Source organism: Pseudomonas caspiana (assembly GCF_002158995.1).
Classification (GTDB): Bacteria; Pseudomonadota; Gammaproteobacteria; order Pseudomonadales; family Pseudomonadaceae; genus Aquipseudomonas; species Aquipseudomonas caspiana.
In genome coordinates this window covers 34,328-54,699 of record NZ_LOHF01000028.1, presented here as the reverse complement: position 1 = coordinate 54,699, position 20,372 = coordinate 34,328, and the positions used below count along the sequence as shown (strand labels likewise).

Genomic DNA, 20,372 nt, shown 5'->3' with positions numbered 1-20,372 from the left:
CTGCCGAGGCTGCGAATCGGTGTGTCAGTTGAAATCAATCGCAGCCTTCGGCAGCTCCTACAGGCATCGAGTGGTTAATTCAGTCCCTGCAAAATCTCATACGCCAACTTCACCCGCGCTTCATTCGGGTAGTTTTTATTCGCCAGGATCACTACGCCAATCCTCTTCTCCGGAACGAACGCCACATAACCACCAAAACCATTGGTGGAGCCGGTCTTGTTGATCCAGACGCTTTGTTGCGACTGCAAGGGCGGGCTGATCGAGCTGGCAGGCTGAGTCTCGTAGGCCATTTTGTTCGAGTTACCTTCCTGCAGCGTTTCGAGACTGGCCGGGTAGGGGTACTGCTCCCAGATCAGGTCCTGAGTCATTTCTCCCACGTTGAAATAACCCACATGGGTATCAGTAATTGCCTTGGCTAGCGTACTTTCTGCTTTGCCAGCGTTGATGTTCAGCTCAACGAAACGCAGTAAATCCTTGCTGCTGGATTTCATCCCATAGGCTTCATTACCAAGAACACCGCCCTGCAAACGGACCGGCGCGTCCTGCTTGTTATAGCCTTGCGCGTAAGACTTCATCTTGTCGGCAGGCACATTCAAATAGCTGTTGGTCAGCCCGAGTTTTGGAAACAGTTGCTGCTCCATTGCCCGCTCGAACGGGGTGTTCATCGCCTTGGCAGTGATCATCCCCAGCATGCCGATGCTCGGGTTGGCGTAGGTGCGTTTGCTGCCCGCCGGGTATTGCGGCTGCCAAGCCTGCAAATACGCCATCAGTTGCTCGTTGTTCTGCACCTCGTCGGGCACCTGCAGGGGAAAGCCGCCCGCTGTATGAGTGGCCAGATTGATCAGGCTCACGTTGTCAAAAGCACTGCCTTTGAGTTGCGGCAGGTATTTGCCCGGATGATCGCCAAGGGATAACTGGCCGTTGGCCTGGGCGTACGTCGCCAGAGTCGCCGTGAACGTTTTACTGATCGAGCCGAGCTCGAACAGCGTGTCACTGCTGACAGCTTGGGCTGTTTCTCTTGAAGCAACGCCGTAGTTGTAGAAATGCTGTTGCCCATTGAACGTTACGGCGATGCTCAGGCCGGGAATGTTGTATTGCTGCATGACCTGCCTGGCAGCGTCGCGCACTTTGGCATCAAATTCCGGCTCAGCCTGGGCAGCCCCGGCCAGGTGAGTGAACGAGAGGCTGAGGGCGAGCGCCAGCGAAGTGGAGAATACACGCATTAGAGTTTCCTTGGATTCCATTCAGAAGCGGGCAATGAACAGTTGGAGAATCGGCCTCCAATAAACGCTCTGTCGCAAGGTATTTCCCAATAGCTCGACTATGCGCCCCGGTTGCTCTTATAGATGCATCGTCAGGCTCTGGTCCGGTGTAGCCTCACCCATGCTGCACATCAGTCCGCTTGAGCAACTGCTTACACCGATTCGACAGATGCACCACCCGCAGGTGCTTGCCCGCCTTGGTGTAGCGCTCGCGCAACGTCTGCAACGCCGAAACCGCCGAGTAGTCGACAAAGCTCAGGTGGCGGCAATCCAGGGTCACTTGAGCAGGGTCTTCAGCCGGATTGAACTGGTTGAGAAAGCGCGTCGTGGAGGCAAAAAACAGCGTGCCGTGCAGGGTGTAGACCTTGCTGCCGTCAGCCTCCAGATGCGTATCCGCGTACAACTCCCGCGCCTGCTGCCAGGCGAAGTTCAGCGCCGCGATGACGATGCCGAACATCACCGCCGTGGCCAGATCGGTCAATACCGTCACCACGGTCACGGCGATGATCGCCAGCACGTCGTTGACCGGAACCTTGTGCAGCACGCGCAACGACGCCCAGGCAAAAGTTTGTTGAGCCACCACGAACATCACACCCACCAGCGCGGCCAGCGGGATTTCTTCGATCAGCGGCGACAGAAACAGCACGAACATCAGGATCATCAGCCCCGCGACCACGCCGGACAGACGACCACGACCACCGGAGCTGAGGTTGATCACAGTCTGGCCGATCATCGCGCAACCGCCCATGCCTCCGCACACGCCCGAGGCCATGTTGGCCACGCCCAGCGCCACGCATTCACGGTCAGGAAAACCTCGGCTTTCGGTGATTTCATCGGTCAGGTTGAGGGTCAGCAGGGTTTCCAGCAGACCCACCAGCGCCATTAGAATCGCGTAAGGCGCGATGATGCGCAGGGTTTCCAGATCCCACGGCACTTCCGGCAAGGCCAGGCTCGGCAAACCACCGGCAATGTGCGCCATATCGCCCAGGGTATGGGTCGGAAGATCAAGCAGGTAGACCAGCAGACCAACGGCCAGAATCGCGATCAGCGCAGGCGGTATCGCTTTGGTCAGGCGTGGCAGCAGGTAGACAATCGCCATGGTCAGCGCCACCAGGCCAATCATCAGGTACAACGGTTTTCCAGTCAGCCAGGCGTCACCGACCTTGAAGTGTTCGAGCTGAGCCATGGCGATCACAATCGCCAGGCCGTTGACGAAGCCGAGCATCACCGAATACGGCACCATCCGTACCAGCTTGCCCAGCCGCAGCACGCCAAACAGGATCATGATCAATCCGCCCAGCAGCACCGTCGCCAGCAAATACTGCACGCCGTGCTGCACCACCAGCGCGACAATCACAACCGCCATCGAACCTGCCGCGCCGGAAATCATCCCCGGCCGACCGCCGAACAGTGCGGTCAGCGTACAGATGATGAATGCGCCATAAAGACCCATCAGCGGATTGAGGTGAGCGACCAAGGCAAAGGCGATGCACTCGGGCACCAGAGCGAAGGATGTGGTGAGTCCGGCCAGGACATCGGCGCGTATACGGGCTGGTTTCATGAGTTACCTGAAGGGGAAATGCCGGGAAAGCAAAAAGGGGGGATGTTACTGAATGTGGCTGGTGGGTGCTACACGTAGGACCGGCTTTGCATAGATTCTGTGGGAGCAGAGCTTGCTCGCGATAAGGCTGTATGCGATCTAAAGTGAACCGCGTCCAGCCTTATCGCGAGCAAGCTCTGCTCCCACAAGATTTCATGTCAGCCAACAGATCGCAATCAGTTCACTTGCTCATATATGCTTGCACCCCCTCACTCAACCGAGCGATGCACTGCCCATGAATGTCGTGTCCCCTTTGCAGGCCTATGAACGGGCCGTCGAGCAGTTGGGTTTCCAGCCGGACGCTGCGCAATTGCACGCAGTTCAGCAGTTGCAGGCCTGTTTTCAGGCACTGAACGACAATCCGAAATCGGCTCAGGGCGTGTACCTCTGGGGGCCGGTGGGGCGGGGCAAAACCTGGTTGATGGATCGGTTTTTCGAGAGTCTTGACGTTCCGGCACGGCGTCAGCATTTCCATCACTTCATGCGTTGGATCCACAAGCGCATGTTCGAGCTGATCGGCACCTCCAACCCGCTCAAGGTCGTAGCCCAGGAGCTGGGGCGCGATGTGCGGGTGATGTGTTTCGATGAATTGTTTGTCACTGACATCGGCGACGCGGTAATCCTCGGCGGTTTGCTGCAAGCGATGTTCGAAGCAGGCGTGGTGCTGGTCTGCACTTCCAACCAGCCACCCGAACAGTTGTACAGCCATGGTCACAACCGCGAGCGATTCCTGCCCGCTATCGCAGCGATTCAGCGTTACATGCAAGTCGTCACGGTCGATGGCGGCGAAGATCACCGCTTGCATCCGGGCCTGCTGCATCAGCGGTATTTCGTTACCACGCCGGGGCAGAGCTGTGCGCTGGCACTTGTATTCGAGACGCTCAAGGGTAATGAAACCGTGTCCGGTGGCGCAGTGCCCGTGGGCCATCGCAGTATCACCAGCGTCAAACACAGCGAGTCCGTGTTGTGGTGCCGCTACGTCGATTTGTGCGAACAGCCGCTGGCGGCCATGGACTTCATCGAGCTTTGCGACCGTTTCTCGACGATATTGCTCAGCGAAGTTCCGGCCCTCAGTGCGCCACAGCGCGAAGCGAAAATTGCCCGTGGCACTGAGGACGCAGTCGAGCAAGTGGTGGCCGGGGATCGGGAACTGCCGCAGCTGTCGCCCCACGATGACGGGGTTCGACGTTTCATCGCGTTGGTGGACGAATGCTACGACCGTCGCGTGCCTTTATATGTCGAGGCGGCGGTGCCCATGCACGAGCTCTACACCCAGGGCTATCTGTCGTTCGCGTTCCGTCGCACCCTGAGCCGTTTGCAGGAAATGCAACTGGAGCGCTTCATCCAGTAATCAGGTCTGACGCTGCGCGATTACGTGTTTGCAGCCTTCGAAAATCAGCACCAACACCGCCAGCCAGATCGGAATGTAGGTCATCCATTCGTCGCGGCCGATGCTCTCGCCCAACAGTAATGCAACGCCGACCAGCAGTACCGGCTCGACATAACTGAGCAGCCCGAACAGGCTGAATGGCAACAGGCGGCTGGCGACAATATAGCTGACCAGTGCCGAGGCGCTGATCAGACCGAGCACTGGGATGAGCAGATACAGCAACGGGAATTGCTCAACCACCGAGGCATCGCCGTTGACGATGAACCAGACGCTGATGGGCAGCATGAAGGCCATGTCGAACCACAAACCGCCGAGGTTATCGGTGGCCAGTTTGCGGCGCAGCACGAAGTACAGTGGATAGCCGACTGCTACCAGCAAGGTTTCCCAGGCGAAACTGCCATGATTGAGCAACTCGTTGGCGACACCGACCATGGCGCAGAAGGCGGCGATTTTCTGTAGCCGGGACAGGCGCTCGCCATAGACGATGCGCCCGGTGACGACCATTGTCAGCGGCAGCAGGAAATAACCCATGGACACCTGCAGGCTGCGGCCATGCAGCGGCGCCCACATGAACACCAGCAGCTGCGCGCCCAACAACAGTGAGCACAAAGCGATGCCGACCAGCAGTGCCGGTTGCTGGCGGATACGTCCGGCAATCTTTTTGACCAGATGCCAGTCGCCGCTGAACAGCAGAAAGACCGTCACACACGGCACCGTCAGCAGCATCCGCCAGCCGAAGATCTCTTCCCCGCCAAGCGGTTTGAGCAGCGACGTGTAGAAATACATCACCCCAAACAGCACCGAAGCCAGGACCGACAGCACCACACCTTTATACACAGCAGCCTCTTCACGTCGTGGGCAGTTGCAGGGCGGCCCGGTTCAAAATGGTGCGTAGTTTAGCTGCTTTGCGAATTTATGAGTTGCCCCAAATTCTGTAGGCGCTCACCGAGGTCACGAGGCCAGCAATAGCGATCTGTCTGAAACACCGCTATCGCGGCCTCGCGGTGCTCGTGCGCTCCTACAGGTCCCATGTTCGCTGTGCGATCTCCTGCAAAAAACCTGACAGCATCTGCTAGGCTGCGCCGGTTACCGGACCTTTTGGTCCGCCGTTTTCAAGGAGCCTGCATGACTTCCATCAGCACCCCGGCGCCAGTTGTGCCGGGTCGACTGGAGCAATTTTCCACCCGTGTGGCCTTTTTCATTGCCGGTTTTGCCATTGCTGCCTGGGCACCGTTGGTGCCGTACGCCAAGGCCCGGGTCGGGCTGGATGAGGGCACATTAGGCTTGTTACTGCTGTGTCTGGGTGTTGGTTCGATAGTTGCGATGCCCCTGGCTGGTGCGCTGGCTGCGCGAATTGGTTGCCGACGGGTGTTACTGATTTCTTCGGCGATCATTTGCCTTTGCTTGCCGCTGTTGGCCACCGTTTCGCATCTGCCCTCATTGGTTGCCGTGCTGTTTATCTTCGGCGCCGCCATGGGGGCGCTGGATTGTGCGGTGAATATCCAGGCGATCATCGTCGAGCGTGCCAGTGGCAAAACCATGATGTCCGGTTTTCACGGCCTGTTCAGTCTGGGTGGTATCGCCGGGGCAGCGGGAGTCGCCGGTTTGTTGAGCGTGGGCGCGTCGCCTCTGGTATCGATGTTTGCCGTTGTCGCCGTTTTACTGATCGCGTTGCTCAAGGCCGCACCACATTTTCTGCCTTACGGCAGCGAAACCGATGGCCCGCCATTCGCTATCCCACGGGGCGTGGTGCTGTTTCTCGGTCTGCTGTGTTTCACGGTGTTCCTGTCCGAAGGCGCGATGCTGGACTGGAGCGCGGTGTTCCTCAGCGAGTTGCGCGGTGTTGAAACGTCCTATGCCGGGCTTGGGTACGCGGTATTTGCTTTCACCATGACCCTGGGCCGATTGTTCGGCGATGCTGTGGTGCGGCGTGTCGGACCACGACATATCGTCATTCTGGGTGGCCTGTGTGCGGCGGCGGGGCTGGCGTTGGCGACCCTCGTACCGTCATGGCAAGCCGCACTGCTCGGTTACGCGTTGGTGGGCGCTGGCTGTTCGAACATCGTGCCGGTTTGCTACAGCGCGCTGGGCCGACAAAAGAGCATGCCCGAGAATGTCGCAGTCCCGGCGTTGACTACCCTGGGTTATGCCGGGATTCTCATCGGCCCGGCCGCCATTGGCTTCATCGCCCACGCCAGCAGCCTGGAAGTGGCGTTCATGGTCGTTGCCGTGATGCTGGTGGGCGTGGCCATTGGCGGTTCACGGCTCAAGGTCTGACTTACAGCTTGCGAGCCATGCCGGACACCCGGATCGAACTGCCTTTCTGGTCAGGGCTGCTTTGTTCCGGGATCTGCGCGCGAATTCGCGAGCGACTGCCCATGTCCTCGCCCTGCACGATGTCGATATGCCCGCCGTGAGGCCATTCAAGATCGCGCAAATAACCGCCGAACGCTGCCGTTGCAGCGCCAGTGGCGGGGTCTTCATAAACGCCGCCCCAGGCAAACGCATTGCGGGTGTGGAACAGCTGCAGGTTCTCTGCATAGGCCAATAACACCGTGACCCATCCGGCACGAGTCATCAGCTCGTGACCGGCTTGCTGGTCATAGGTCATGGCCCGTAGTTTTTCCCGACTGTTCAACACCAGTACCAAATGTTGCGCGCCGCCGTTGATCACTGCCGGAGGGATGCGCGCATCGAGATCGTGTTGCGCATAGCCGAACAACGCCAGTGCTTCTTGCAGCAAGGCATCATCAACAGGGCCGCTGTGAGTCGGTGGTGATTGCAGAGCGGCTGAAATCAAATCGCCCTGGGCGTGACCTTCGACGCTGATCTGCGCCTGATTCAGCGTCAGGTTAAACACCCCATCGCCATGCTGCCCGGCCAGCGCCGCACCGAGGGCAATCGTCGCGTGACCGCAAAAAGGCACCTCGGCTTCAGGTGAGAAATACCGTACCCGGAAACCCTCGGCGATGGGCGCAGCAAACGCGGTCTCGGAAAACCCCACCTCGGCAGCAATGCGCTGCATCGTCGCCTCATCCGGCAAAAAATCCCCAAGCCACACACCGGCGGGATTGCCGCCTTGGTCGCCGTCGCTGAAGGCAGCCAGTTTTAGAACGTTGTTGGTCATGTTGGTAAGAGCCTGTAATTAGAGTGCCGGCGAGTTTCCTCATAGCCGGGGCTGTACTCCAACCAATAGTACTTATGTGAGGCATCTGCAAATTTGATCGATAGATGAACAGCGCACAATTCCTGCAGAAGCCGAAGGCAATCTCGGTTTGCTGTGGGAGCCGGGCTTGCCCGTGATAAGGGCGATTCGATTTCACTGATACTGCGAGGTGTCTGCATCGCGGGCAAGCCCGGCTCCCACAGAGAAGCAGCATTCCACTTGAAGATTTTTGAGCGTTACGCTGGCACCATCGCAAACCCGACGCCAAAGCGGTTCCAGGCGTTGATCGTCGCAATCGCGAGGGTGAGGTTGACCACTTCGCTGTCGCTGAAGTGTTCCTGCAATGCCAGGTACTGTTCTTGCGAGGCTTGCTGATTGGGCAACAGGGTCATGGCTTCGACCCACGCCAGCGCCGCTTTTTCCCGAGGCGTGAAGAACGCGGTTTCGCGCCAGACGCTGACGGTTTGCAGGCGGGATTCTTTTTCACCGGCGCGGCGGGCGTCGTTGGCGTGCTTGTTGATGCAGAAGGCACAGCCGTTGATTTGCGAGGCGCGCAATCGGACCAGTTCCAGCAGCGAGCTTTCCAGTCCGGATTTGACGACGGCCCCTTCAAGGGCCGCCATGGCGCGGTAGGCTTCGGGGGCGACGGTGGCCCATTGGATGCGTTCGTTCATGTTGGCGTTCTCTCGTAGGTTGAAATGCCCAATCGGGCGATGGCGCCAACCTTAACGTCGGGGGTGGACGGTGTGGATAGCCAATCCCCGGCGTTTCGAAGAGACCAATTACCTCAGTAGGCTTCACCCACCGCCAGAATGGTCGCCACCAATGCCTGGGCGCGAGGCACGAGGGTGTCCAGTTCCAGGTATTCGCGGTCGGTGTGCACCTTGCCGCCCACCGGACCAAGGCCGCAGAGAGTCGGAATGCCGAGGCTGGCGGTGAAGCCGGAATCAGCACAACCGCCGGTGAATTCGCCTTCGACACTGAAGCCCAATGTCTGCGCCTGCTGCTGGTACAGCGCTAGCAAGCGAGTGCTGTGTTGCGCCTCCATGGGCAGGAAGGTCGTGGCTTCTTTGAGCACAGCGCTGGTGCCGGGCAATTCTTCTTCGGCGACGATCCTCTGAATCGCTTCGAATATTTGATCCCAGTGCTTGAGCTCGATGAAGCGCACGTCCAGCTTGGCCGTGGCGCTGGGCGCGACAGTGTTGCTGGAGGTACCGCCGGACATCAGCCCGACGTTGGTGGTGATGCCCGCCGGGTAATCGGTCAGGGCATGCAGTTTGACGATCTTGCGCGCCAGGGCTTCGATGGCGCTGGCGCCATCGGCATGGTTGACCCCTGAATGCGCGGCGCGGCCGGTGACTTCGATGATCAAGGTCGCACCGCCTTTGCGGGCGCTGACCACGTTGCCGCTGGCTCTGCCGGGTTCAGTGTTGAGCACGGCGCGGGCCGCACGTGCCGCGGTTTCGATATGGCTGCGAGCACTGCCGGAGCCGATTTCTTCATCGCCGGTGTACAGCACCTGAACCGGGTAGGGCAGTTGACCGGCGCGCTTCAGCGCTTTGAGGGCAAAGCAGTTGAGGACCAGACCGCCTTTCATGTCCGCCACGCCCGGGCCGTAAGCGAGGGTGGCGTCTCGGCTGTAGCCCCGAGTCGTGGTGGTGCCTTTGGGGAAAACCGTGTCGCGATGGCCCAGCAGCAATACCGGCTTGCCCGCAGCGCCGGAAACTTCCGCGAGCATGACATCGCCAAAGCCTTCGACGGGCATGCGTTCGAGCAGGATGCCGTCGGCTTGCAGTTCCGCCGCCAGCAGCGCACCCACCGCATCGACGCCGGCTTTGTCGTAGCTGTTGGAATCGGTGTCGACGATACGTTGCAGCAGGGACTCCATCGCCTCGCCCTGGCTCGCGAGCCAGTCCAGCGCCTGTTGTCGAGGGTCGCTCATTTGGCTAGCTCCCGCTGTTGATGTTCTTGCGTCAATCGAGCTGCATCGTCACCCAGGTCCCAGAACAACCCGGCCATGATTTGCAGGCTTTCCTTCACCACGGGGGCGAGCAAATGTTCATTGGGCGCATGTTGTGAGCAGGCCGGGTACGAATGTGGCACCCAAAGCGTTGGCAAGCCGAGCACATCAGCGAAGACGTCGTTAGGCAGCGAGCCGCCGAGATTGGGCAGCAGGGCCGGTTTTTTGCCGGTAGTTTCGGCGAGGGAGTTCAACGCCCAGCCGACCCACGGGCTTGTCGGGTCAAGACGGGTGGCGTTCATCATGTCGATGCGCCCCTGTTTGACTTCTACCTGAGTGAAACCGTGGGCATCCAGGTGGGCGCGCACCGCCGGGATGAAAGTGTTGTAGTCGCTGTCCACTACAAAGCGGATGTGGCAGTGGGCGTTGGCCTTGCCGGGGATCGCATGCACTGGCGCGTCGGGGTTGCCGGTCTTGAAGGCGATGACATCGAGGGTGTTCCAGCCGAAGACTTTCTCGCTCAGGGTCAGCTCGGGATTGCCCCAGTTCGGGTCGATTTCCGGGTCGCCGGGGCCGCCACCGACTTCAATATCCGCCAGCGCCAGCCGCACGGCTTCGGGGACTTCCTTGGGCATCAACGCGGGGATTTTTACCCGGCCCTGTTGATCGACCATGCTGGCAATGGCGTTGGCCAGAATGATCCCCGGGTTGGACAGCAGCCCGCCCCAGTTGCCGGAATGGTGCGCGCCTTCACGCAGGTTGACGCTGAGTTCAAAGTTGAACACGCCTCGCGAACCGAGAAAGATCGTCGGGCGCGAAGCGGCCAGGCGCGGGCCGTCGGAAGCGATGAACACGTCAGCCTTGAGTTCTTCAGGATGCGCTTCGCAGAACGCACGCAAACCCGGCGAGCCATCTTCTTCGCCCATTTCCAGCAACAGTTTGACGTTGAAACCCAGCTTGCCATCGCGAGCCTTGAGGGTTTGTTCAAGTGCCGTCAGGTTGATCAGGTGCTGGCCCTTGTTGTCCGCGGTACCGCGACCGTACCAGCGCTCGCCATCGACTTTCACTTCCCAGGGTGACAAACCCTCACGCCATTGCGCGTCGTAGCCGTTGACCACATCGCCATGGCCGTAACTGAGCACCGTTGGCAATGCCGGGTCTTCAATACGTGTGGCGATCAACAGCGGGCCGCGCTTGGGCAGCGGGTTGTCGTAGACCTGCACGCTAAAGCCCAGCGCTTCGACGTGGGGCGTTATGAATTCCTTGAGGTAGCGGTAGAGCTCCGGCAGTTGGTCCGGAATCTGGCTTTCGGTGTGCAGGGCGACGCTGCGTTCGAGCAGGGACAGAAAGGCGCCGTTGTCGAACTGCTCGGTAGTGTTGTGGATGGCCTGTGAGCGACTCATGAGTGGACGAGCTCCAAAGTTTGGGCAGGACTGTCGTGGAGGTGGCAACGCACGTTGCCGCCGATAATCGGGTCATTGGCCGGGTAGGCCGTCTTGCAGGGCGCGAAACAGCTGGGGCAGCGCGGGTGAAACGCGCAACCGGATGGCGGCGACATCGGGTTTGGAAACGTGCCATGCAGGCCGATATCGGGAATGCCCAGGCGCGGATCGGGGGTAAGCACCGAATCCAGCAGGGCGCGGGTATACGGGTGGCCGGGCGCGGCGAACAAGGATTCGCGGGTGCGCTCTTCAACGATCCGCCCCAGATACATCACCGCCACCCGGTCAGCCAGATGTTCGATGACTGCCAGGTTGTGGCTGATCAGCAGGTAAGTCAGGCCGAATTCACGTTTGAGGTCCTGGAGCAGGTTGAGGATCTGTGCCTGCACCGAAACGTCCAGCGCCGACGTCGGCTCGTCGCAGATCAGCACGTCCGGGCGCATGATCAAGGCGCGGGCAATGGCCACGCGCTGGCGTTGGCCTCCGGACAATTGGCTCGGATAGCTGTCGATCACTCGCTTGGGCAGACCGACCACATCGAGCATTTCTTCGGTCTTCTTGCGGCGCTCGGCAGTGGTGCCGATGTCGTGGACGATCAGCGGCAGGGTGACGATTTCCCGCAGCGTCTTGCGCGGGTTCAGCGACGAATACGGGTCCTGAAAAATCGGCTGGATGCGCCGGGACATTTCCTTGCGATCGGTGGCCGCCAGGTGTTTGCCATTGACCAGCACATCGCCGCTGGTGGGCGGTAGCAGGCCGAGCAGCATTTTCGCCAGTGTGCTTTTGCCGCAACCGGATTCGCCCACCAGCCCGAGGGTTTCGCCGCGCATCAGGCGCAGCGACACGCCGTCCACAGCCTTGAGGGTGGCGGGGGCTTTGAAGAAGCCTTTGTTCATGCGGAACTCGCGACGGATGTCGCACAGTTCCAGAGCAATGTCCTTTTTCATGCGCGGGCACTCCCTTGCTGGAGCTGAGCCTGTTGGCGGGTCGGTTCCGGACCCGGTGCGGCAAACAGGCAGCGAGCCATGTGGCCGTCTCGCATTATTTCGGGAATGTTCTGCGCGCAGGCATCAACGGCCTGACCGCAACGGTTGCGGAATGCGCAGCCTTGTTGCTCACCGACCAAGCTGGGCACCAAACCAGGGATCGAACCCAGCGCTTCGCCGGGTTTAGTTTTGCCAGGAATCGGGATACTTGCCAGCAAGCCCTTGGTGTAAGGGTGCTGCGGGTTTTCGAAGAGTTGCAGGGCGGGGGCGGTTTCGACGATTTCCCCCGCGTACATCACCGCGACACGGTCGGCGATACGCGCCACCAGACCCAGGTCATGGGTGATGAAAATCACCGCCAGACCGAATTCTTTCTGAATGTCGCGAATGAGCCGCAGGATCTGCGCCTGAATCGTCACGTCCAGAGCCGTCGTGGGTTCGTCGGCGATGATCAGGTCCGGCTCGCACATCAAGGCCATGGCGATGATCACCCGCTGGCGCAAACCACCGGACAGCTGATGCGGGTACTGGCCAAGCCGTTCAGTAGCGTTGCTGATCCCGACTTTCTCCAGCATCTGCGCGGCGCGGGCCATGGCGTCTTTTCGAGAGACCTTGCGATGCTGGGTCAGCACTTCGCTCAACTGATCACCGATGCTGTAAGCCGGGTTCAGCGAAGTCATGGGCTCCTGAAAGATCATTGCCAGACGGTTGCCGCGCAGGTCGCACATGCGTCGTTCACTCTGAGTGAGCATGTCGATGCCGTCCAGTGTGAGACGGGTTGCGGTGCGTTTGGCCTTGCGTGGCAACAGGTCCATCAGCGCCAGCGAGGTTAGGGATTTGCCGCAGCCGGACTCGCCGACAATGCACAGCATTTCGCCGCGCTCGACTTCAAAGTCCAGGCCGCGTACGGCGTGCAGCATGTCATCCGGCGTCGGGCTGTTACCCATGGGGATGTCGACGCGCAGGTTTTCAACGTGGAGTAGTGCCATGTTCGTGGCTCCTCTATCAGTTGCGGCCGTCGGGCAGGATCAGGTCGCGCAGACCGTCGCCGACCAGGTTGATGCCCAGCACCAGAATCATCAGGGCAACGCCGGGAATGGCGATGACCCACGGGGAAAAGAACATGTAGGGTTTGCCTTCGGCGATCATCAGGCCCCAGGACGGAGTTGGCGGCTGTACGCCCACGCCGAGGAATGACAGCGCTGACTCCAGCAAAATCGCGTGGGCCATTTCCAGGGTGGCGACGACGATCAGCGCGCCGACCAGATTGGGCAGGATTTCACTGGCGAGAATGCGCAGGGTCGAGCAGCCCAGGGCTTGGGCCGAGGCGACGTATTCGGCATCGCGAATCTGCTGCACCGACGCCCGAACCACCACCGCAAAGCGATCCCACAACAGGCAGCCGAGCAGCACGATCACGACTTTCAGCGAACCGCCCATCAACGAGGCCGAAGCCAGCGCAACCATTACCACCGGCATCGCCAGGCGAGTCGTAATCAGGTAACTGATGAAGGCATCGACCTTGCCGCCGAAGTAACCGGCGAGCAGGCCCATGACTGTGCCGATAAAGCCGGAGATCAGCGCGGCGGCGACACCGATGAACAGCGAGATACGTGCGCCGTAGAGCAACCGCGACAGGTAATCACGGCCCAGTTTGTCGGTGCCCAGCGGGTATTCCCAAGTGCCGTTGGCCATCCACACCGGCGGTTTCATGCGCAGCATCACGTCTTGGGCGTAAGGGTCGTAAGGCGCGAGCCACGGCGCGAACAGCGCACCGATGAAGATGATCATCAGCAGCACCATGCCAATGGCAAAACCGCGATGGCGAAAGCTTTTGCCCAACACCCGGCTGAGGCTGCTGGGCGGTGGCAGGTAATCGTTGATGGCGAGAGGGGCGGCGGGTGTGCTCATGGGAGCCTCCGGTCAGCGCGGAAAAGCATTTGAATTCGAGATTTTCTGTAGGAGTGAGCTTGCTCGCGATGCGATGTGTCAGTTGAACAGTCATTGGCTGACCTGACGCTATCGCGAGCAAGCTCACTCCTACAGATCCAGTTGCGCTTGATGGAGCTGCGAGAATTCATCGACACGGCGGACTCCTCAGCGCACACGAATGCGCGGGTCGAGCAGTGCGTTGAGCACGTCTGCCAGCAAGGTGAGGATGATGTAGATCACGGCGATCAGCAGGACTACGGCTTGCACCACGGGGAAGTCGTCGCGGGCGATGGCGTCCCAGGCGAGCTGCCCGACGCCTTGCAGGGAGAACACGGTTTCAATCACCACCGAACCGCCGAGCATGAAGCCGAACTCCACCGCGGCCAGCGCCACTACCGGGATCAACGCATTGCGCAATGCGTGTTTGAACAGCACCCGCGCCGGACGTAAACCCTTGGCCCGCGCGGTGCGGATGTAATCGGAATTGAGCACATCAAGCATGCCTGCGCGGGTCAGGCGCATGATCGCCGGGGTCGCGTAATAACCCAACGCGATTGCGGGCATCACGAAGTGCAGGAACGTCGAGTTACCCGATACCGGCAGCCATTTCAGAGTGACGGCGAACACCACGATCAGCATCAGCGCAAACCAGAAACTCGGCATGGCCTGACCCAGTACGGCGATGCTCAATGCCAGGCGGTCGATCCAGGTGTCACGTTTCACGGCGGCCAATACACCCAGCGGGATGGCCACCATGAGTGCGATGCCCAGCGCCATTGCGCCCAGACTCAAAGTGATCGGCAGGCGGCTGGCGATCAGGTTATAGACCGATTCCTGAAAGAAAAAAGAGTCGCCCAGATCGAGTCGCAGCAAGTCGCCCAGCCAATTGAAGTATTGAGTTGGCAAAGGTTTGTCCAGACCGTACTGCACACGGATCTGTTCGATTTGTTCGCTGCTGGCTTCCGGCCCGCCAATGGCTGTGGCCAGGTCTCCGGACAGGTGTAAAAGAGAAAAGCTGATGATCGACACGGTAATCGCAACGCACACAGCGATACCCAGACGACGCAGAAGGAACCCAAGCATGGCAAGTTTCCTCGTATCCATTGGCTGAAAAAAGTGGGGGTATGCCGTGGCGCGATTACGCAGCACCACGGCAGCGGTGGTTGTGGCTTATTTCCAGCTGGAAAGTACGAAGCGCGGCAACTCATCCGGGTAAGGCGTGAACTCAAGTTCCGAGGTGTAGGCGTAGTTCATCGAGTAGTTGAACAGCGGCGCCCAGTAGGCCTGCTCGCTGATGCGCTGCAAGGCCTTGCGGTAGTTGTCCTTGCGCACTTGCGGGTCGAGGGCGTTGTCGGCGGTTTGCAGCCAGCCCTGGACTTGCGGGTCCTTGATGTTGTCGTCCGGGTTGCCCTTGAACCAGGTGCCCGCCGAAGCCGAGGTGTCGAGGATCGAGAACGAGCCCCAGGCCTGGAACGACATCGGTACTTTGCCGCCACGTTGCTGATCGCGCAGGGCAGCGTATTTCAGGTAGCGCAGTTTGGCGTTGATGCCCACTGCGCGCAGGTTGCCGATGATCGCTTCAACGTAATCACGATCGCGGTAGGCGAAGATTTCCGTCTCGAAACCGTTCGGGTAACCGGCTTCAGCGAGCAGCGCTTTGGCCTTGGCCGGGTCATAGTTGTAGACCGTGGCGGCGGTGGTGTCGCAACCGAATTGCCCCGGATAGCAAGCGACCTGCAATGGCTTGGCTTCACCGCCCACCAGTTGCGAGGCCAAGCCGTCACGGTTGATGGCGTGGTTGATCGCCTGACGCACCTTGAGGTTTTTCATCGGCGAGTTTTCAGTAGAGGTGCCGCGAGCATCGAGAATCAGGAAGCCGATACGCATGGTCTCGCCGCTGGTCACGGTCAGGTTCGGCATGCCTTTGAGGTTCTCCGACTGATCCGGTGCAACGCGCCATACCCAGTCGACACCGCCGGTCATCAATTCGGCGAGGCGGGTCTCGGCGTCGGGGATGACGCGGAATTTGATGTGGCCAATGTGTGGCAGACCTTGCGGGCTGTCTTTGAAGTAGTCCTTGTTAATGTCCATGGTCACACCTTCACCCGCCACCACCGACACGGCCTTGTAAGGGCCGGTGCCAATCGGTTTGCGACTGAATTCAGCCATGCCGACTTTCTCGAAATAGTTTTTCGGGAACATCGGCACGGCGTTGGACAGGTATTCGAGGGCGGGCGGGAAAGGTTTTTTCAGGTGGAGGCGGACACTGTAATCGCCGGTTTTTTCGGCGCTTTTGATCCAGTCGACGTTTTGCACAGTAACGACTTTGGCTTCGGGCGACACGACGTAGTTGAGGGTGAACACCACGTCGTCCGCGGTGAACGCGTCACCGTTGTGAAATTTGACGCCTTTGCGCAGTTCGAAATCGATAGTGGTGTCGTCGACCTGTTTCCAGCTGGTGGCCAGCATGGGTTTGTATTCGCCGCTTTTGGGATCGCGGTACACCAGGTTGTCCCAGATCAGCCGGCCGAGAATCACGCCTTCGCGCAGGTCATTGTGATAAGGGCTGATGTTTTCGGGTTCGCTGTCGGAAGCGTAAACCAGTGTGTCGTTGGCTTTACCGGCGTAGGCCGGGAAGCTGCTGATGGAGCCCAGCAGCGCAATACTGAAAGCGAAACCTTTGATGCCCATGCCGTCGTCTCCGTTGGCGAGAGTGTTTGAATCAAAGGGCAGCTGTTCGCAAATGCGAGAGAGGGAAGTACTGGTCAGGTGTTTTTTTTGGTCTGGACAAGAATGTAGGCGATGGTTTACCAATGCCACAAGCACAATCTTTCGATACTAGCTTTGCCGAAAAGGCAATCCTCAGAGGTTCAGATGCAGTTATACGGCGTGCAGTCCACGGCCCTTCGCTATTTCCTTGAAGTGGCGCGTTGCGGTTCCATCAGCGAGGCGTCCATGCGCCTGAATGTCGCAGCCTCTGCGGTGAGTCGGCAAATCACCAAACTGGAACTGGCACTGGACGCCACGCTGTTCGAACGCCGTGCACGAGGCATGGTGCTTAGTGAAGCCGGCACGCGGCTGGCAGCCTATGCCCGCAAGTCACAGCTGGAAGCCGAGCAGGTAGTGCTGGAGATTACCGAGTTGCACGGCCTGCAACGCGGCCATGTACACATCGCCTGCTCGGAAGGCTTTGCGCTGGATTACATGCCTCATAGCATCGCCGCATTCCGTCGGGAGTATCAGGGGATTCACTTCACGCTGGAGGTGTGCGCGCCCGCCGAAGCCACGGAGAAAGTCCGCTCCGGCGAGGCCGATCTGGCGCTGACCTTCAGCCTGACGCCGCAAAAGGAAATCTGCGTCGAGCACGTCATGAGCGGGGCGATCTTTGCTGTGGTTGCCAATTCCCATCCGTTGGCCGGACGCGACGCGGTCAGCCTTGCCGAATTGCAGCCGTACCCGATCGCACTGCCAAAGCCTGAAACGACGTTGCGCCAACTGTTCGATATCTGCTGCGGTGTGCAGGGCCTGATGTTCGAGCCGGTGCTGACCAGTAATTACATCGGTGCGCTGTACAGCTTTGTGCGTGAGGAGGGCGGCATCAGCCTCTCGAGTGAAATGACCCTGCACAAACAGGTCGTCGGCAAAGAACTGCGCTGTCTGCCGATTCTCGACGAAGGCATGCAGGCTCGACGCATCGAGATGCAAAGCATGGCCGGTCGAAATCTACCGGCCGCCGTGTCTGCATTCAGGGATTTTCTGATCGCGGAGCTGGCGAAAACCCGTGGCGATTAGCCAGGCGGCGCTGGATTACCCGTTCCCGGACAGCGTCGTATGCCCAGTTGAAGACCAGGGTATATGGCAGGAACAGCAACAGCAGGCCGATATCCAGCAGAAACGCTTCCAGCAGGCTGATCGACAGCCACCACGCTGCCAATGGCACGATCACCAGAATCAGTCCGCTCTCGAAACCCAATGCATGCAGTACCCGTGTACCCAGTGATAGCCGGAAGTCCCATTTGCGCCGCAGGCCATCGAACATTGCGTTGAACAACATGTTCCAGAGCATGGCTACAGTGGAAATCATGACGGTCATCGCGCCCATTTTGGCTAGCGAATGACCCATGGCCCAGGCGAGCAACGGTGCAAACAGCAGTACGCCGATGATTTCGAAAAGAAACGCGTGGAAGGCACGTTCCTTGATGGATTTGGTTGGCATGAGTTGACCTTTGGAATGCATTCCTGTGGGAGCAGAGCTTGCTCGCGATAAGGCTGGACGCGGTAGGCCCGATACCTGCGGCAGCCTTATCGCGAGCAAGCTCTGCTCCCACAGGGGATAGGCGTTTGCTTCGATGACGTGCATTGTCATCGGCCCCTGCGTTAAAGTGAAAATCGTTTCCATCGGTAAAACCGATACGAGGTTCACATGAGTTATTCCCCGGAAGCCCTCGAAGCGTTTGCCCAGACCGTTGCGCTTGGATCGTTCAGCGCGGCGGCGCGGCGTTTGGGAAAGAGTCAGTCGACCATCAGCGAAGCGATTGCTCGTCTGGAAATCGATCTGGGTCTTGAGCTGTTTGATCGTTCCTCAAAGCACCCGGTCCTGACCGAAGCGGGCAGGGCCATGCTCGGGCGTATCGAGGACGTGTTGGCCGCCTCGGACAAGCTGCGCCGTGCAGCCGGGCGGCTGGCTGAAGGGGTGGAGCCACGTCTGACTCTGGTGCTGTCTGACGCCAACCAGTTCGCTGATTTTGAAATCCGCATGGCTGAACTCGACCAGCGTTTCCCCGAGCTGGAACTGGAATGCGTGTTTGCCGAGCATGGCGACGCCATCAACCTGATTCAATCCGGTCGTGCGTCACTTGGGCTGCTTTCAGCGCAGGCCAGTTATCCACCCGAAGTTGGTTATTCCACCATTGCCGAACGTGCCGATTTCGGCCTGTTCGTGGCGCACAAACATCCGCTGGCTCAGCAGGAAAAGGTCGATTACCAGCATCTCGCGCAGCACCGTGCGCTGCGTTTGAACACCCTGGTGGACCAAAGCGTACCCACTGATGATTTGCCCATCAGTGGTCATCGCCCGTGGTCGGCTCCCAACTATTTGTTGCTGATGGACATGGCTGCGTTTGGTTTTGGCTGGGCTGCGTTACCGCGCTGGCTGGTGTCGGGCTATGCCAGTGGCAAGCTCAAGGAACTCGACGTACCGGGCTGGCCGCGCAGCTCGGCGGTGGACGTGATCTGGTCACGGCAGCGCAGCCTCGGTCCGGCAGGTGCGTGGCTACTGGAAACCTTCACTCGGCATCGCGGTGAATAATCGGATCGTGAAGGTGCCGACCATTTTGTTGTGAGCCTTAACGGGGCGCTTCTATATAGAAGTGCGCGGTTCAGGGGCGGTTTTCACGGCTGGATGAATCTGCCTGTGTCGTCGGTACCTGGGCCATAAAGCTCTTGGGTAACTCCGCATCAAATTCCGCCACCACGTCCCGGGTCAGGCTGACGATGTCTTCCACCAGCTCCATACCCGCGCCGGTGCGCCAACTGGCGACGATGTCCATTATCGACGGCAGCGGTATGCCGTTGACCAGTGTGAGTACGCCTTGGGCCAGCTCGCCGCGTACTAGCGCTGCGGGCATGGCACCAATGCCGAAACCGTCGCGCACCAGACGGGTGATGGCTGACGCAGAGTTCACGCAGTTGATTCTTGGCGAGACGATATTGGCGCTGTGCAGCATGTTGAGGATGTCCTGATGCGGTCGTGAGTTGCGCGAAAACGTCACGATTCGCTCCTGGGATAAATCCTCCAGGCAAGCATATGGCCGGTCATAAACCGAGCCGACCGGCACCACCCAATGCATCGGATAGCGGGTCAGAATGGCATTGCGCACGCTGTCGAAGCGCAACTCGTCGGTCTGGAAAATGATGTCCTGATAACCCTTTTCCAGTTGCGCGCAGAGGTTGCTCGCGGTGTCGGCAGTCAGCTCGATTTCCAGGTTCGGGTAACACTTCATCAGCCGTGTTACCAATGGGCTGAGCCAGGTGTGTATGACCGTATCCATTGCGCCGATGCGAATCCGGCCGCGCACCTGCCGTGGGTCCTTGATCGCAGCCTTCATGCTTTGCATGGTGTCCATGATGTGTTCGGCGTATTCGAGCACACGCAAACCTTCGGATGTCAGTGACACTCCTTTGGAGTCTCGAACGAACAGGCGAACCCCCATTTCGTCCTCCAGCGCCGCGATACGGCTGGAGATAGAGGCCTGGGTGCTGAACAGCTTTTCGGCGGTGAGCCGGAAGCTTTTCAGGCGAGCTACCCAGACGAAGGTTTCCAGAAATTTGAGGTTCACCGGGTTGATTCCTTGAAGCGCGTAAGGACTGACAGGTGCTGCACGGTTGCTGAAAGCGATGTGCAGGGCGTCACGAAAGTCCCCTGAAAGTGCAGGTTATATGCCAGCGACGATAAAGAAATTCTTATGGGGCATAGCGGTTTTTTCCCGTTGGACGTGGGCGGTCGGGCTACCGAAAGATTGCCGCGGAACGAGAAAGGTCACCAGCGTGGTTCTCATCACCAGGCTGTGTCAAACCTTCATTGCAGTGGACTCCGGCCACTGCAACCCACCAATAACTGCGCTCTGCCAACAGT

General features: G+C 59.4%; 18 protein-coding genes. 4 read left to right on the top strand and 14 right to left on the bottom strand.

Annotated elements, in window-relative coordinates:
• Window positions 1-74 precede the first annotated feature (74 nt).
• Together ampC and AUC60_RS24220 are read right to left on the bottom strand one after the other, a co-directional pair.
• Window positions 75-1,223, bottom strand: a complete 1,149-nt coding sequence (gene ampC, locus AUC60_RS24225; RefSeq protein ID WP_087273651.1) for a class C beta-lactamase — start codon at window positions 1,221-1,223, stop codon at window positions 75-77.
• 154 nt (window positions 1,224-1,377) lie between these two features.
• Window positions 1,378-2,823, bottom strand: coding sequence for a SulP family inorganic anion transporter (locus AUC60_RS24220; protein ID WP_087273649.1), 1,446 nt, complete (start codon window positions 2,821-2,823; stop codon window positions 1,378-1,380).
• 274 nt (window positions 2,824-3,097) lie between these two features.
• Here AUC60_RS24220 and zapE point away from each other — a divergent pair, with 274 nt between their 5' ends.
• Window positions 3,098-4,213: a cell division protein ZapE gene (gene zapE / locus AUC60_RS24215; RefSeq protein ID WP_087273647.1), complete on the top strand. Its 1,116-nt coding sequence runs from the start codon at window positions 3,098-3,100 to the stop codon at window positions 4,211-4,213.
• Here the strand turns inward: zapE and rarD are convergent, their stop codons facing one another.
• Complete coding sequence (gene rarD / locus AUC60_RS24210; protein ID WP_087273645.1) at window positions 4,214-5,089, bottom strand: EamA family transporter RarD; 876 nt, start codon at window positions 5,087-5,089, stop codon at window positions 4,214-4,216.
• A gap of 288 nt (window positions 5,090-5,377) precedes the next feature.
• On the opposite strand from rarD, the gene AUC60_RS24205 reads away from it, so the two are divergent.
• Window positions 5,378-6,529 (top strand): MFS transporter, encoded by a 1,152-nt coding sequence (locus tag AUC60_RS24205; RefSeq protein WP_087273643.1) that lies wholly within the window; start codon window positions 5,378-5,380, stop codon window positions 6,527-6,529.
• 1 nt (window position 6,530) lies between these two features.
• Here the strand turns inward: AUC60_RS24205 and AUC60_RS24200 are convergent, their stop codons facing one another.
• From AUC60_RS24200 to AUC60_RS24160, 9 genes are all read right to left on the bottom strand, one after another.
• On the bottom strand, window positions 6,531-7,379 hold the full coding sequence (locus AUC60_RS24200; RefSeq protein ID WP_087273641.1) for a PhzF family phenazine biosynthesis protein: 849 nt from the start codon (window positions 7,377-7,379) through the stop codon (window positions 6,531-6,533).
• A gap of 275 nt (window positions 7,380-7,654) precedes the next feature.
• The gene (locus tag AUC60_RS24195; RefSeq protein ID WP_087273639.1) at window positions 7,655-8,092 is read right to left on the bottom strand and encodes a carboxymuconolactone decarboxylase family protein; all 438 of its coding nucleotides are present in this window, start codon (window positions 8,090-8,092) and stop codon (window positions 7,655-7,657) included.
• 113 nt (window positions 8,093-8,205) lie between these two features.
• Complete coding sequence (locus AUC60_RS24190) at window positions 8,206-9,360, bottom strand: M20 family metallopeptidase (protein WP_087273637.1); 1,155 nt, start codon at window positions 9,358-9,360, stop codon at window positions 8,206-8,208.
• The gene (locus tag AUC60_RS24185) at window positions 9,357-10,781 is read right to left on the bottom strand and encodes a M20 family metallopeptidase (RefSeq protein ID WP_087273634.1); all 1,425 of its coding nucleotides are present in this window, start codon (window positions 10,779-10,781) and stop codon (window positions 9,357-9,359) included. Before AUC60_RS24185 ends, AUC60_RS24190 begins: the two co-directional genes overlap by 4 nt.
• Window positions 10,778-11,767, bottom strand: coding sequence for an ABC transporter ATP-binding protein (locus tag AUC60_RS24180; protein WP_087273633.1), 990 nt, complete (start codon window positions 11,765-11,767; stop codon window positions 10,778-10,780). Before AUC60_RS24180 ends, AUC60_RS24185 begins: the two co-directional genes overlap by 4 nt.
• The gene (locus tag AUC60_RS24175; protein ID WP_087273631.1) at window positions 11,764-12,795 is read right to left on the bottom strand and encodes an ABC transporter ATP-binding protein; all 1,032 of its coding nucleotides are present in this window, start codon (window positions 12,793-12,795) and stop codon (window positions 11,764-11,766) included. Before AUC60_RS24175 ends, AUC60_RS24180 begins: the two co-directional genes overlap by 4 nt.
• 16 nt (window positions 12,796-12,811) lie before the next feature.
• Window positions 12,812-13,717, bottom strand: coding sequence for an ABC transporter permease (locus AUC60_RS24170; protein WP_087273629.1), 906 nt, complete (start codon window positions 13,715-13,717; stop codon window positions 12,812-12,814).
• A 186-nt stretch (window positions 13,718-13,903) separates the two neighbouring features.
• Window positions 13,904-14,821, bottom strand: coding sequence for an ABC transporter permease (locus tag AUC60_RS24165; protein ID WP_087273627.1), 918 nt, complete (start codon window positions 14,819-14,821; stop codon window positions 13,904-13,906).
• Between the two features lie 87 nt (window positions 14,822-14,908).
• A complete protein-coding gene (locus AUC60_RS24160; RefSeq protein ID WP_087273626.1) occupies window positions 14,909-16,429 on the bottom strand; it encodes an ABC transporter substrate-binding protein in 1,521 nt (506 codons plus the stop codon).
• A 183-nt stretch (window positions 16,430-16,612) separates the two neighbouring features.
• Between AUC60_RS24160 and AUC60_RS24155 the strand changes: the two genes are divergently transcribed.
• On the top strand, window positions 16,613-17,530 hold the full coding sequence (locus AUC60_RS24155) for a LysR substrate-binding domain-containing protein (RefSeq protein WP_087273624.1): 918 nt from the start codon (window positions 16,613-16,615) through the stop codon (window positions 17,528-17,530).
• Here the strand turns inward: AUC60_RS24155 and AUC60_RS24150 are convergent.
• Window positions 17,484-17,954, bottom strand: a complete 471-nt coding sequence (locus AUC60_RS24150) for a multidrug/biocide efflux PACE transporter (protein WP_238599635.1) — start codon at window positions 17,952-17,954, stop codon at window positions 17,484-17,486. The two genes, AUC60_RS24155 and AUC60_RS24150, sit on opposite strands and share 47 nt — an antisense overlap.
• A 207-nt stretch (window positions 17,955-18,161) precedes the next feature.
• On the opposite strand from AUC60_RS24150, the gene AUC60_RS24145 reads away from it, so the two are divergent.
• Window positions 18,162-19,046 (top strand): LysR family transcriptional regulator, encoded by an 885-nt coding sequence (locus tag AUC60_RS24145; protein ID WP_087273620.1) that lies wholly within the window; start codon window positions 18,162-18,164, stop codon window positions 19,044-19,046.
• 70 nt (window positions 19,047-19,116) lie between these two features.
• On the opposite strand, the gene AUC60_RS24140 is transcribed toward AUC60_RS24145, so the two are convergent.
• The gene (locus AUC60_RS24140) at window positions 19,117-20,076 is read right to left on the bottom strand and encodes a LysR family transcriptional regulator (RefSeq protein WP_087273618.1); all 960 of its coding nucleotides are present in this window, start codon (window positions 20,074-20,076) and stop codon (window positions 19,117-19,119) included.
• Between the last annotated feature and the right edge of the window lie 296 nt (window positions 20,077-20,372).